11 protein-coding genes and 1 pseudogene are annotated in these 13,176 nt (G+C 38.6%); 7 read left to right on the top strand and 5 right to left on the bottom strand.

All coding sequences use genetic code 11. From position 1 onward, the window contains the following. Positions 1-16 precede the first annotated feature (16 nt). Positions 17-874 carry a Dam family site-specific DNA-(adenine-N6)-methyltransferase gene (locus tag L656_RS0102455; protein ID WP_024589888.1) on the top strand — a complete coding sequence of 286 codons (858 nt, stop codon included), beginning with the start codon at positions 17-19 and terminating at the stop codon, positions 872-874. Here L656_RS0102455 and L656_RS1000000122700 read toward each other — a convergent pair. Together L656_RS1000000122700 and L656_RS0102450 are read right to left on the bottom strand one after the other, a co-directional pair. Then, the gene (locus L656_RS1000000122700) at positions 831-1,016 is read right to left on the bottom strand and encodes a DUF2970 domain-containing protein (protein ID WP_076915754.1); all 186 of its coding nucleotides are present in this window, start codon (positions 1,014-1,016) and stop codon (positions 831-833) included. The two genes, L656_RS0102455 and L656_RS1000000122700, sit on opposite strands and share 44 nt — an antisense overlap. A gap of 3 nt (positions 1,017-1,019) precedes the next feature. Continuing rightward, positions 1,020-1,316 carry a hypothetical protein gene (locus L656_RS0102450; protein WP_024598069.1) on the bottom strand — a complete coding sequence of 99 codons (297 nt, stop codon included), beginning with the start codon at positions 1,314-1,316 and terminating at the stop codon, positions 1,020-1,022. 161 nt (positions 1,317-1,477) lie between these two features. Between L656_RS0102450 and rpe the strand changes: the two genes are divergently transcribed. The 3 genes from rpe to trpS are packed head-to-tail and all read left to right on the top strand — an operon-like array spanning position 1,478 to position 3,863. After that, positions 1,478-2,161: a ribulose-phosphate 3-epimerase gene (gene rpe / locus L656_RS0102445; RefSeq protein ID WP_024598068.1), complete on the top strand. Its 684-nt coding sequence runs from the start codon at positions 1,478-1,480 to the stop codon at positions 2,159-2,161. Beyond that, positions 2,161-2,826, top strand: a complete 666-nt coding sequence (locus L656_RS0102440; RefSeq protein WP_024598067.1) for a phosphoglycolate phosphatase — start codon at positions 2,161-2,163, stop codon at positions 2,824-2,826. The genes rpe and L656_RS0102440 overlap by 1 nt, the downstream gene beginning before the upstream one ends. Before the next feature lie 32 nt (positions 2,827-2,858). Further along, complete coding sequence (gene trpS / locus L656_RS0102435) at positions 2,859-3,863, top strand: tryptophan--tRNA ligase (RefSeq protein ID WP_024598066.1); 1,005 nt, start codon at positions 2,859-2,861, stop codon at positions 3,861-3,863. A gap of 115 nt (positions 3,864-3,978) precedes the next feature. On the opposite strand, the gene L656_RS0102430 is transcribed toward trpS, so the two are convergent. Both L656_RS0102430 and L656_RS0102425 read right to left on the bottom strand, forming a co-directional pair. Beyond that, positions 3,979-4,899 (bottom strand): TraB/GumN family protein, encoded by a 921-nt coding sequence (locus L656_RS0102430; RefSeq protein ID WP_024598065.1) that lies wholly within the window; start codon positions 4,897-4,899, stop codon positions 3,979-3,981. 36 nt (positions 4,900-4,935) lie between these two features. Then, positions 4,936-5,301 (bottom strand): hypothetical protein, encoded by a 366-nt coding sequence (locus tag L656_RS0102425; protein WP_024598064.1) that lies wholly within the window; start codon positions 5,299-5,301, stop codon positions 4,936-4,938. A gap of 288 nt (positions 5,302-5,589) precedes the next feature. Between L656_RS0102425 and L656_RS0102420 the strand changes: the two genes are divergently transcribed. After that, positions 5,590-7,731, top strand: a complete 2,142-nt coding sequence (locus L656_RS0102420; protein WP_024598063.1) for a transcriptional regulator — start codon at positions 5,590-5,592, stop codon at positions 7,729-7,731. Between the two features lie 274 nt (positions 7,732-8,005). On the opposite strand, the pseudogene uvrA reads toward L656_RS0102420, so the two are convergent. Beyond that, positions 8,006-10,836: pseudogene (gene uvrA / locus L656_RS01000000121835) on the bottom strand (excinuclease ABC subunit UvrA). 162 nt (positions 10,837-10,998) lie between these two features. On the opposite strand from uvrA, the gene L656_RS0102410 reads away from it, so the two are divergent. Further along, positions 10,999-12,366: an MFS transporter gene (locus L656_RS0102410; protein ID WP_010553785.1), complete on the top strand. Its 1,368-nt coding sequence runs from the start codon at positions 10,999-11,001 to the stop codon at positions 12,364-12,366. 20 nt (positions 12,367-12,386) lie between these two features. Further along, the gene (gene ssb, locus L656_RS0102405) at positions 12,387-13,103 is read left to right on the top strand and encodes a single-stranded DNA-binding protein (RefSeq protein WP_024598062.1); all 717 of its coding nucleotides are present in this window, start codon (positions 12,387-12,389) and stop codon (positions 13,101-13,103) included. Positions 13,104-13,176: the final 73 nt, after the last annotated feature.

Here is a 13,176-nt window from a genome sequence, read left to right as displayed (position 1 = left end):
TTGAAGTAAAGAGCCAATGCAACAAAAGAGTAGAGCCTTCCTTAAATGGGCCGGCGGAAAATACAGCCTAGTTGAAAACATTAATGCGCGATTAAACCAAGCTAGCAAGCATGCTGATACGTTGGTTGAACCTTTTGTTGGTGCAGGCTCTGTGTTTTTAAATAGTGACTTTAAACACTATATTCTCAACGATATAAATGCAGACTTAATTAACTTATACAAAGAGCTTAAAAGCTCCCCGGATGAGCTCATTAGTGATGCTAAAAAGTTATTTGTTGATTTGAATAATCACGCAGATGCTTATTACGAATATCGTGTGCAGTTTAATCAAAGCCGTGATGTATATGAACGTTCAATATTGTTTTTATACATGAACCGCCATGGTTACAACGGACTGTGCAGATATAACCTAAAAGGTATTTTTAATGTGCCTTTTGGTAAATATAAAAAGCCTTATTTTCCTGAAAAAGAAATGTATTTTTTTGCTGAAAAAGCACAAAAAGCAACCTTCACCTGTTTAGATTACGATGACGTTTTTAAGTTAGTGCCTAACAATGCTGTTATTTATTGCGACCCGCCTTATGTACCATTAAGTAAAACAGCTTCTTTTACGTCTTACGCTAAAGGGGGGTTTAATTTAGATGATCAGGCTAATTTGGCTAATTTGGCTGAGAAGGCTGCCTTTGAAAATGATACACCAGTACTCATTTCCAATCACGATACCGTATGGACTCGAAAAATTTATAGCCAAGCATCACTTGACCAAATTCAAGTAAAGCGCACTATTAGCCCCAAAGGTGGCTCTAGAAATAAAGTTGACGAGTTGATGGCTATGTATCTAGCACCCAAGCAACCACTGCGTAAATTGCGATAACAAAAGCAATAAATAGTACAATCGCAATTAGGATGATAGAGATAGGAGAGTGTTGTTTAAAATCGACTTGGCGTTTATTTTCAGATTGAACACCAAAAAATGCTGCTAGCACACTTTGCAACGCACTAAAAAGTTGCAGCATTATTTAAAATAAAGGTTTTAAAGATGGAGTGTTTTTAGAATCTTCTGAGCTAGTAAGTAGCTCTAGTAAATCGAGGTAATGAAACTGAGCACTACGGCTATCGCCAGTTAACCATGAAAACCACGATGACTCTTCTTCAACTTTAATACACGTAGTTAATGTGTTTTGAACACTTACCACTTGTGTATTATGACAATTACCCACTGAGCTTAATTCTTGCTCAGAGCTTGAACCAAAGCTAAACGCCCCGATAAGCAGTAATGCCGACGCAATTAATATCCCAGTTTTAAAAGCACGCATGATGAAATCCAATAATTTGTTACTTTTTTAATCATAGCAAATATTGATTAAATATCAAACTTAAAGTTACCTGAAATAGGGGCTATTACGCCATATTACTTGGGTAACATCTTCAATTAAGTTACATTAACGCAATACACTATTTATTGATGGAGTTAATCATGTTTAACCCAGAGCAAAAATATTTAATAGCCCCTTCTATTTTGTCTGCTGACTTTGCAAAGTTAGGCGAAGATGTTGATAAAGTTCTCGATGCGGGCGCTGACGTGGTTCATTTTGATGTAATGGATAATCACTATGTACCTAATCTCACAATTGGTCCTATGGTGTGTAAAGCACTCAGAGATTACGGCATTACAGCACCTATCGATGTGCATTTAATGGTTAAGCCTGTAGATAGTCTTATTCCATTATTTGCAGAGGCGGGTGCATCAATTATTACCTTTCATCCTGAAGCCAGTGAGCATGTTGACCGTACAATACAGTTAATTAAAGATCACGGTTGTAAAGCAGGCTTAGTGTTTAATCCAGCAACAAGCCTAAGCTATTTAGACCATGTTATTGATAAGCTCGATACCATTTTGCTAATGTCGGTAAACCCAGGTTTTGGTGGGCAAAGTTTTATCCCTCATACGCTTGAAAAATTACGCCAAGCAAAACAGCGTATTATTGAATCAGGTCGAGAAATTCGCTTAGAGGTTGATGGGGGTATTAAAGTCGATAATATTGCAGCAGCAGCACAAGCGGGTGCTGATATGTTTGTTGCAGGTTCAGCTATTTTTAATCAACCAGATTACAAGGTTGTGATTGATCAAATGCGTAAACAGCTTGGAAGTGTTAAGTAATGAAGTACGATGTCGCCTTATTTGATTTAGATGGTACCTTGGTTGATAGTGTTTACGACTTGTATATTGCTATTAATTTAACCTTGAGTGGTCTTGCTTTCCCTATTGTTAGCCAACGCTTGGTGGAAAGTTGGGTCGGTAATGGTGTTGAAGTCCTCGTTAAACGTGCTTTGAGTGGCGATATGCAAGTGAGTGAACATCTAGATGAGTCACTTAGTGGTAAAGCAATATTAGAGTTTTATAAACACTATGAACAACAAGTTGGTGAGTATAGTGTTTTGTATCAACATGTAGAAACAGGGCTTGCAGCACTTCGTGGTATGCCTAAAGCATTAATCACTAATAAGTCTCGAATATTTACAGAAAAATTACTCGATAAACTGGCACTAACGAGTCATTTTGATGTGATTGTATGCGGTGACGACATGGCAAAAAAACCATCGCCAGAGCCATTGCTATTTGCCTGCAAAAAACTAAATGCTCAGCCTAATAAAGCAATAATGATAGGTGATTCTAAAAGCGATATACTTGCAGCTAAAGCCGCGAATATAGACGTAATTGCACTTAGTTATGGCTATAACCAAGGTGAAAATCTTAAGGACTATAATCCACAGTACCTATGCGATCACTTCTTAGATATAATACCTGTTCTAACGCAGCGTTAAATATTATTAATTAAGCAAAATAAAGGAAAATCATGAGTAAACCAGTAGTTTTAAGCGGCATTCAGCCAACCGGTGGTATGACAATAGGCAACTATGTTGGCGCTATTAACCAGTGGCTAAAGTTACAGGAAGACCACGAAAGTTTCTTTATGTTAGTAGACTTACACGCTATTACAGTTCGCCAAGAGCCTGAATTACTGCGCTCTCGAGTGTTGGATGGTATTGCTCTTTACGCGGCATGTGGCATTGACCCTGAAAAATCTGCTTTATTTGTACAATCACAAGTACCTGAACACGCACAGTTAGCGTGGGTATTAAATTGTTACGCGCAAATGGGTGAGCTTAATCGAATGACTCAGTTTAAAGACAAGTCATCTAAGCATGCAAATAACGTAAACGTGGGCTTATTTTCATATCCGGTATTGCAAGCTGCGGATATTTTATTATATCAAGCTGATCAAGTACCCGTCGGTGAAGATCAAAAGCAACACTTAGAGCTGACTCGCGATATAGCAACACGCTTTAATAATTTATACGGCGACGTATTTAAATTACCAGAGCCGTACATTCCTGAGTTTGGTGCACGCGTAATGAGCTTGCAAGATCCACTTAAAAAGATGTCTAAGTCTGACGAAAACCCAAATGGTTACATTATGTTATTAGATGAGCCTAAACAAATTGTGAAGAAGCTTAAAAAAGCAGTAACTGATTCAGACGAACAAGCACGTATTTACTTTGATCGCAGCGAGAAGCCTGGTGTATCAAACTTGCTTACTTTATTAAGTGTTGCAACTAAGCGCTCAATAGAAGACCTAGTGCCTGAGTATGAAGATAAAATGTATGGCCATTTAAAGAAAGATACAGCAGATGCAGTTGTAAACATGATTGAGCCAATTCAAGCTCGCTTTAAAGAGATCAGAGAAGATCAAAACCTACTTAATAGCATAATGAAATCAGGTGCTGAAAAAGCCAGTGTACGTGCTGAGAAAACATTAAAATCGGTATACGATGCGCTTGGTTTTATTCCTCGCGGGTAAGTTTATTAAAATAAAAAAATGCCGCTTGTTAGCGGCATTTTTTATATAGTACATATCAACATGATAGACCCAAATAGAAACAGTAGCGATATCGCTAGTTTGTCTGTTTTATCCATTATTCAGCCCCTCTTACTGTTATATCCGCCGTGCTATCAACATTGACTAAAGAAACGCTGTAACCTTTGTTTTCAAGTAAGGTGAGTAAGCTGTCTTGGCCTGCAAGATGGCCAACTCCAACAAGTACAAACTCATTTTTATCGTTGTTAAACATGGCTTCTACTTTTGGTAACCAATCATTATTTCTATCTGTAATGAGTTGTTTATAGCTATTCGGATCATTTTTCTGCATACCTTCAAGTGCCACTTTATTCAGTGTGTCTGTATCACCTTTGCGCCAGGCAGCTAAAAGTCCTTTAAACATATCGCCATAGTTGTGAAGCTCAGCTAAGTTACGTTTAATGAAATCGTTTTCGTTGCCTTGACCCATTGTTTTATAAAGCTCTAACTGAAATTCCATTGTTTCTAAGTAATTTTTTGTTTTGTTATCTTCAGTCGCTTTTTTAGTAAAATAAGCATCAACCCCTTCACCCATTAAGTTTTGCTTTTGAAGCTCCATCGACATTAAAACAATACTCACCATAGCAGGACGAAAACCATCTAACTTAGCTAGGTTAGCGCCAAACTCGCTAAGCTTATTTTCAAGTGAAGCTTTAACCTGGGGTTCTAGCTTTTGACTCAACGTTTCGTTATTTGTATACGATAGCGCACCTAGCATTTGCATTTGTGCGTTGGTGTCGGATGGGTCAGGTAACGGTGCTTCTAAAATAATTGTATCTGCTTGTTCATAAGCATGGTTAAACTCAGCGGGCAGTGGCATTTCAGCTTTAGGTAGTATGTGAACTGTACCGCCAATAAATAGTGAGTCATTGCCATTACTTACTTTCCATACAGAGCTTTGAGCCTGTGCTGTATTTGCTAAAAGGCTGCAACTAAGTAATACGCTGGCAGATACTAATTTTTTTGTGAACTTTTTCATGATAATTCCTTAATATAACTTTTAATTTTATTGTTTTTAGTTCGATAACACATTGCTGAAATATGCAGTGATTGACGATGTTACCTTTGAAAGATTTTTATCAATTTGCGAGTTTATTTTGCTCATTGAAGAGTCAAGCTCAGCTGATATTTTTTCATCCAGTGAAGAAAGTAACGTTTGTGTATCAACATTATTTTTTAAAGACTCAGAAGCGTCTATTTTGTTTGTTTTTTGTAGTTTTTGATTAGCAGGGTTAATTGCCTTTATGCTTTCACCAATCATGCATTTCTCAAAATTATTTTGAACGGTGTCTTGTTTAGTGTCAGCTGCAATAACTGAAGTAGTATTAAAAGCAGTTGCTAGTAGTAAAGCCGGTAGTACTTTTTTCATTGTGCTGTTCATAATTAAACCTTTTATATTTTTAAATGCAGCCAATTTAGAATCACAAATGATTTTTTACTAAGCTGCTTGTTGATGACGGTTTAAAGAATATCGCTGAATTTATTAAGAGTCGCTTATCTAGTTATGAGCAATTAATAGATAAGGTTTTAAAGATAAATAATTGTGTTAATTTAGTATGTTAGCTTTAAACCTTATAATGCTAATATAAGGTTTAAAATGCTTTTTCTATAAAATAAAGTGTAGATGTGATACGGTTTATAAAAATAAAAATAAAAATACGTAAAGACTATGAATTATCAAATCGGACCTTGGCAATTTATTAGTAATCGCTGTGTGATTACTTCAAACCATTTAGAAAGGGAATTAGATCCACTTTTAGTAAAGTTATTACTCCACTTTATAGATAAGCCTCAACAAATCGTTTCCCGCCAAGAGCTTATTGAGAGTGTGTGGCAACAGAGCTTTGTTGATGATAATGCGATTAACCGTGCAATCTCAGAGTTAAGAAAGCAGCTTGCCCACCCAATTGAAAAAGCACCGCTTTTAAAAACGCATTACCGTAAAGGGTATAGCCTAACAGTAATACCTGAACGTTTAACGCAAGCAAATGTTTCTAAAGAGTCTACAAATATTTTTCCTGACTCAACGGGTATTTCTGCCAAAAATGAAGAAGTAGCTACTGCAACTATTTCGCAACCGGTTCAAAGAAAGAATAGTAAAAAGTTTTTGATTTATTCTTTATTCGTCATTATTTGCCTGTGCTTTTTAATATGGTTTGGGTTGTTTTTTATTAATGCACCTTCTAGTGAAAAGATTAAACAGATCACGGTTAATAAGGTAGCAAGCACTTGGAATATAGGCAGTGAGGTTCACCCTGAGATGTCTTCAGATAAACAGTATTTAGCTTATACAAATGTTGAACCTGAAAATGACGTAATGCATGCATTTGTAAAGCGACTATCTGATCAAAGGGAAGTTGAAATTACCTATCCTGGCTTTCAAGTATCTATTTTATCGTGGCAGTTAAATCAGCGCTCTGTGTTGTTACAAGCGACCAACTTAAAGCAGCAAAAGTGTGAAATGGTACTCGTCGATTTAAGCCAATTTCCTGTTATAGGAGAGGCTACCTTAATTAAAAAGTGTGACCTTAGATACACAGGTTATGCGCAAGTAGACGAAAGTGGTGAGCATATTTATTACACCGAATATAAAAATGAGCATGAAGGCTCAGGTTTATATAAATATGATTTAGAACTTAAAAAAGAATTCATAGTGATCCCACCACCAGGCGTCATGTATGGCGTAATCATGCCTCGTTTATCTCATTCTGGTAGTAAAATAGCATATGTACTTAGTCAAAAGGGTAAGCCTTTTTCTGTATTTAGTTACAACTTTGAAACCCATGAAACTAAGCGGTTATTTAAAGCAAAGAAAAGCGTAATTAGCTTCGCGTTTGACTGGCTTGCAGACGATAAAGGCGTGATTGTTTTTGAAGGCTCTGAGCTTTCAACCATAGTGTTTGATAAAAATAATATTATTAAGCGCACACTAACGGTTACCCCAGCAATTTCACCTTATTATATTGCAGTTCAATCTGCTAATAGCCTTTTTTACTCAGCAAATAAAACACAAGCATTTTCGTTAATTAAAGCGACTAATCTTTTTAGCGATGCTCCTGAGTATGAAGCACTCTACAAAAGTGATGAAGACGACTACATCATTGCAGAAGTAATTAATGAGAAAGGACCAGCGCATATTTTTGTATCCGAGCGCTCTGGCAGCAGTCAGTTGTGGTTATCTCAAAACGGACTTACAAAGCAGCTTAGTAACTTTACTTATGAGGGGAAATCTAACTTTGCTATTGGTGGACTAAGGGTATCGAGTAAGCAAGATCGGGTTTTATTAAGAGTTAATAGTGATATTGCATTTTTTGACGTTATGTCGAACAAGCTCTATACCATAGCTGAGTTTAAAGGGCGAAAGATACTAAACTATGTATGGTCTAAAGATAATGAAAGTATAATTTATTTAGAGCGAAGCGGTTCAGAAAATCTATTTGGTCAGTTTAATTTATTAACGCGAGACACAACTATATTAGAGGATATTAAAGCCAATAAATTAATTTCAGGTGCTGACGGCACTAACTATGCAATTACTAATAATCAGTTAATTAAATTATCAAATAAACAGAATTGGGAATTGCCTAAAGACGCGCGACAAGCACAAATTTTTGCCATTAATGGAAATTACCTTTACTACTCTGATGCAATTTCAAGAGTTGCTCGGCTTAATTTAGAAGATAAAACAGTACAAGATGTACATGTAGATTTTAAACCTATCGCATTTTTTATTAGTGATAACAATCAGATTTTCTTTACAGCATCAAAATATAAAGACATGCAAATAATACAGATAAGTTGGAACGACTAGGGCCTGTTTATCTTTCGAGGTTAAATTTGCAGCGGTGTGTTGTTTTTCTTTAATAGCATTTTCGATTTTGTCTAAATGAGAATTTTTTAACACAGGTAGCGACACGTTTAGCCCCGCAAAATGATTAAGTATTATTGCGGGTTGGTATTATGTTGATAAATGAAAAGTTAGAGCAAAAAAATAGCGAGAAGTGAGTCTTCTCGCCATTTTAAATTAAGTGTAATCTCGACGGTTAAATAACTTTAATGCCGATTGATTTGTCACAACTTAACCTCTATTTATTTAATAGAGGTTTTAAGTAATGCCCTGTATGTGAACGCTCACATTCGGCTACTTCTTCTGGTGTGCCTGCAATGAGTATTTCACCACCGCCAGCACCGCCTTCAGGTCCTAAATCGATAACCCAGTCTGCTGTTTTAATAACATCGAGGTTGTGCTCAATAACAACAATTGTATTGCCGTGATCGCGCAGACGATGAAGTACAACAAGCAGCTGTTCAATATCAGCAAAGTGTAAGCCTGTTGTTGGTTCATCTAATATGTAGAGCGTTTTACCTGTATCACGCTTTGATAGCTCGCGCGCTAATTTTACACGTTGCGCCTCACCACCTGAAAGAGTAGTAGCGGCTTGTCCTAAACGAACATACGATAAACCGACGTCCATCAGCGTTTTAAGTTTACGGGCAATAGCCGGTATTTTATCAAAGTAATCATGAGCGTCTTCAACAGTCATCTCAAGCACTTGGTGTATGTTTTTACCTTTGTATTGTACTTCGAGTGTTTCGCGGTTATAGCGTTTGCTCTTACATACATCACACGGTACATACACATCAGGCAAAAAGTGCATTTCAACTTTAATTAAGCCGTCACCTTGGCACGCTTCACAGCGTCCGCCTTTAACGTTAAAGCTAAAGCGACCTACTTTGTAGCCACGTGAGCGCGCTTCTTGCGTACCTGCAAATAACTCACGAATACCGGTAAATATACCTGTGTAGGTTGCCGGATTTGAACGCGGAGTACGACCAATTGGGCTTTGATCAATATCGATCACTTTATCAAAATGCTCTAAACCGCTAATTGATTTATACGGTGCCGCTTCGGCAGTGGTTGCGCCATTTAACTCTGTATGAGCAAGTTTAAATAAAGTGTCGTTTATTAGCGTTGATTTACCTGAGCCCGATACACCTGTCACACAGGTCATTAAACCAAATGGGATTTTTAAATCCACATTTTTAAGGTTATTACCCGTAGCACCAAATAGCTCTAGCCACTTGTCGTTCGTTGGATGACGTTCTTTTGGTATTTCTATTCTACGTACGCCAGATAAAAATTGGCCCGTAACAGACTCTTTGCTTGCTAAAATATCGTCGCGTGTACCTTGAGCAATAATATGCCCACCATGAACGCCCGCGCCTGGGCCAATATCAATAATATGGTCAGCGGCACGAATAGCATCTTCATCGTGCTCTACTACAATAACGGTGTTACCTAAGTCGCGTAAATGGACCAGTGTTTGTAGTAAGCGGTCGTTATCGCGTTGATGTAATCCAATAGATGGCTCATCTAGTACGTACATTACACCTACAAGACCGGCACCAATTTGACTCGCTAAGCGGATACGCTGAGCCTCACCACCTGATAGTGTATCGGCACTGCGCTCAAGTGATAAGTAATTTAGGCCAACGTTAATTAAAAACGATAAGCGGTCGCGAATTTCTTTTAATATTTTTTCAGCTATTTGGCCTTTTTGTCCGGTTAGCGTTAACCCTTCAAAAAATTCCATAGCTTCACCAATACTCATGCACGTGATTGCAGGTAAGTTGGTTTGCCCAATAAATACATTTCGAGATTCTTCGCGTAAACGCGAGCNGAGCCATTACAGCTAGGACATGCTTGGCTTGTTTGGTATTTAGCAAGTTCTTCGCGTACAGAGTTTGACTCGGTCTCGCGGTAGCGGCGATTCATGTTATTTAAAACGCCTTCAAACTCATGGTTACGCGTAATTAAATCGCCACGGTCGTTACGGTAATTAAACGCAATTTTAGTGCTACCAGAGCCATCTAAAATAATTTTTTTCGAGTCGCTGTCTAAATCTTGATAAGGCACGTCTAAATCAAAATTGTAATGATCCGCAACTGCTTGTAGCATTTGATAGTAATAAAAGCTGCGTTTATCCCAGCCTTTAATTGCCCCGCCAGCAAGGCTTAACTCGGGGTTATGCACTACACGATTAGGATCAAAATATTGACGTACCCCTAAACCATCACAGGTTTGGCACGCACCAGCAGGGTTATTAAACGAAAACAAACGCGGTTCTAGTTCAGTCATTGCATAGCCACAAGTAGGGCAGGCAAAATTTGCTGAAAATAGAATTTCTTCATCGCTGCTATCATCCATGTATGCTACATGTGCAACGCCATTAGACATTTCAAGTGCGGTTTCGAACGATTCTGCTAGGCGTTGTTGTAAGCCATCTTTTACTTTAAATCTATCTACAACTACTTCTATAGTATGTTTTTTATGAAGCTCAAGTGTTGGTGGATCAGACAAGTCACATACTTCACCATCTATACGGGCGCGAATATAACCTTGGCTCGATAGCTGTTCTAATAACTTAACATGCTCACCTTTACGCTCTTTTACTATAGGCGCAAGCAGCATTAATTTACTGCCCTCAGGCAGTGCCAAAACAGTATCTACCATTTGGCTCACTGTTTGCGCAGCAAGTGGTAAATCATGTGTAGGACATCGTGGCTCGCCAACGCGGGCAAACATAAGTCGTAAATAATCGTAAATTTCGGTAATAGTACCCACCGTAGAGCGTGGGTTGTGAGACGTTGATTTTTGCTCAATAGAAATTGCAGGAGAGAGGCCTTCGATGTGATCTACATCAGGCTTTTCCATAAGCGATAAAAATTGTCTTGCATACGCAGAGAGTGATTCAACATACCGGCGTTGTCCTTCTGCATAAAGTGTATCAAATGCAAGTGATGACTTCCCCGAACCAGATAGACCAGTAATAACTATTAATTTATCACGTGGGATGGTTAGGCTGATGTCTTTTAAATTATGCGTACGGGCGCCTCGGACTTCAATGTTTTCCATGCTATCTCGTTTATTACCAAAATTATTTACTCAGTATCGCATAATACGAAGCAATATTAATCCTTGATCAATGAAAAATCCTTACTTATAGGCGATTAATTATTGCCAAGCTTATGGTAGAATCCCAACCTCAATTTTTCATAGAGTAAGATCACGCAGATAATGACCGCATCTTCACTTAATTCACGAGAAAAACGCGCCGCAGTATCGCTGGCGAGTGTGTTTGCATTTAGAATGCTCGGCTTGTTTATGCTGATGCCTGTATTGGCTATTTATGGACAATCGCTTGAAGGTTTTTCGCCTATTTGGATTGGTTTTGCCATTGGTGCGTATGGTTTAACGCAAGCCGTATTGCAAATACCTATGGGTCGCTTATCCGATAAAATTGGTCGTAAAAAGGTTATTGTTGGTGGCTTAGTCGTATTTGCTATTGGCTCTGTAGTTGCTGCATTAGCTGACTCTATTCAAATGGTTACCGTAGGCCGCGCTCTACAAGGTATGGGCGCAATAGCCAGTGCGCTACTTGCGTTTGCCTCAGATTTAAGCCGCGATGAGCAGCGACCAAAAGTAATGGCCGTTATTGGTATGAGCATAGGAATGAGCTTTGCCTTTGCTATGTTACTTGGGCCAATTGTCGCAGCTTCGTGGGGTATTGCGGGTGTATTTTGGTTGACTGCTATTTTAGCTGTTTTTGGTATATTTATAGTGACCATGCTAGTGCCAAATGCGGTAAATAAAGCACCCAAAGGTGATACATTAGCAAGCTTTAGTGATATTAAAAAACTAATTAAGCACCCTCAGTTAGCACGATTAAATGCAGGTGTATTGCTATTACATTTAACACTGACCACTATATTTGTCGTACTGCCGAGTCAGTTAATTAAAGATGGCTTGGTTGCAGACCATCACTGGTATTTATATATTCCAGTGCTATTTTTAGCATTCTTATTAATGGTACCAATAATGATTGTGGCCATTAAAAAAGAGAAAGAAAAACAAGCATTTATTGGCTCAGTAGCCTTGTTAACTATTAGTATGTTAGCAATGTCGGTATGGGTTAATAGTGTAGTAGGCATTGCTGTGTGTATGCTGCTTTATTTTGTGGCGTTTAACTTTTTAGAGGCCACTATGCCTGCGCTTGTATCGCGAATAGCACCTGCAAGCCAAAAAGGTTCAGCAATGGGTGGCTACTCATCTAGTCAGTTTTTAGGCGCCTTTTTAGGCGGTATGTTAGGTGGTTATGTAGCACAAACGACAACGACGCAAGCTGTGTTTGCGGCAGCGGCACTTGTTGGGTTAATATGGCTTATTATTGCGTGGAAAATGCAAGTCCCACCCAAAAGTAAAGTTATTAGTTTAATGACCAAATTAGATTCTGAAGAGCATGCTCAAACACTTGCTTCTCAGTTAGTTGCTTTACCTGGCGTAATAGAAGCAACTGTGGTTCGCGATGAAAGTCGCAGCTATTTAAAGATTAATGATAAAGAATTTGACCTAGACCAAGCGCGTAAAGTCGCTGGTTTAATCTAACATTTATAGGAGATGGTTCCATGGCACGCGGTGTGAACAAAGTAATTTTGGTTGGTAATTTAGGGCAAGATCCTGAAGTTCGTTATATGCCTAACGGTAACGGTGTAGCAAATATTACCTTAGCAACTTCGGATAGCTATAAAGATAAAAACACTGGCCAAATGGTTGATAAAACTGAGTGGCATCGTGTTGTATTCTTTGGCAAATTAGCTGAAATTGTTGGTGAATATTGTCGTAAAGGTTCACAAATTTATGTTGAAGGTAAACTTCAAACACGTAAGTGGACCGATCAACAAGGCCAAGAAAAATACACAACTGAAATTGTAGTTGACGGATTTACAGGTCAAATGCAAATGCTTGGCGCACGCGGTGGCGATCAGCAAAGCGGTGGTTATCAAGGTAATCAAGGCGGCCAACAAGGTGGTGGTTACCAAGGTAATCAGCCGCAAGGTGGTCAACAAAGTGGTGGTTACGGTCAAAATAACCAAGGTCAAGGCGCACAGCAAGGTGGCTATAATCCACAGCAACAAGCCGCACCAGCAGCACAACCAAAACCGGCTCCAGCACCACAGCAGCAAAGTAATCAATATCAGCCGCAAGGTGGTTATGCACCACAGCAAAAAAGTGCCCCACAACAGCAAGGTGGCTTCGCTCCTAAACCGCAAAACGCCCCGCAAGGTGGTGCATCAAACCCAATGGAACCGACCATTGATTTTGACGATGATATCCCGTTCTAGTTTTCCAACTTTTACAGTGTAAAGATTTATTACAGAAAAGCCCCGTTTATACGGGGCTTTTTTATACGGGTTG

Origin of the sequence: Pseudoalteromonas sp. TAE56, assembly GCF_000497955.1 — a bacterium.
In the GTDB taxonomy this organism is placed as follows: Bacteria; Pseudomonadota; Gammaproteobacteria; order Enterobacterales; family Alteromonadaceae; genus Pseudoalteromonas.
The sequence above is the reverse complement of the archived record's forward strand: the minus strand, read 5'-3'. Positions and strand labels throughout refer to the sequence as shown.

Excerpts from the sequence above, each read along its gene's own strand:
- rpe (WP_024598068.1), top strand. The coding sequence starts at position 1,478 with ATGTTTAACCCAGAGCAAAAATATTTAATAGCCCCTTCTATTTTGTCT.
- L656_RS0102450 (WP_024598069.1), bottom strand. The coding sequence starts at position 1,316 with ATGCGTGCTTTTAAAACTGGGATATTAATTGCGTCGGCATTACTGCTT.
- ssb (WP_024598062.1), top strand. The coding sequence starts at position 12,387 with ATGGCACGCGGTGTGAACAAAGTAATTTTGGTTGGTAATTTAGGGCAA.
- L656_RS1000000122700 (WP_076915754.1), bottom strand. The coding sequence starts at position 1,016 with ATGCTGCAACTTTTTAGTGCGTTGCAAAGTGTGCTAGCAGCATTTTTT.
- L656_RS0102455 (WP_024589888.1), top strand. The coding sequence starts at position 17 with ATGCAACAAAAGAGTAGAGCCTTCCTTAAATGGGCCGGCGGAAAATAC.
- L656_RS0102420 (WP_024598063.1), top strand. The coding sequence starts at position 5,590 with ATGAATTATCAAATCGGACCTTGGCAATTTATTAGTAATCGCTGTGTG.
- L656_RS0102425 (WP_024598064.1), bottom strand. The coding sequence starts at position 5,301 with ATGAACAGCACAATGAAAAAAGTACTACCGGCTTTACTACTAGCAACT.
- L656_RS0102410 (WP_010553785.1), top strand. The coding sequence starts at position 10,999 with ATGACCGCATCTTCACTTAATTCACGAGAAAAACGCGCCGCAGTATCG.
- L656_RS0102430 (WP_024598065.1), bottom strand. The coding sequence starts at position 4,899 with ATGAAAAAGTTCACAAAAAAATTAGTATCTGCCAGCGTATTACTTAGT.
- L656_RS0102440 (WP_024598067.1), top strand. The coding sequence starts at position 2,161 with ATGAAGTACGATGTCGCCTTATTTGATTTAGATGGTACCTTGGTTGAT.
- trpS (WP_024598066.1), top strand. The coding sequence starts at position 2,859 with ATGAGTAAACCAGTAGTTTTAAGCGGCATTCAGCCAACCGGTGGTATG.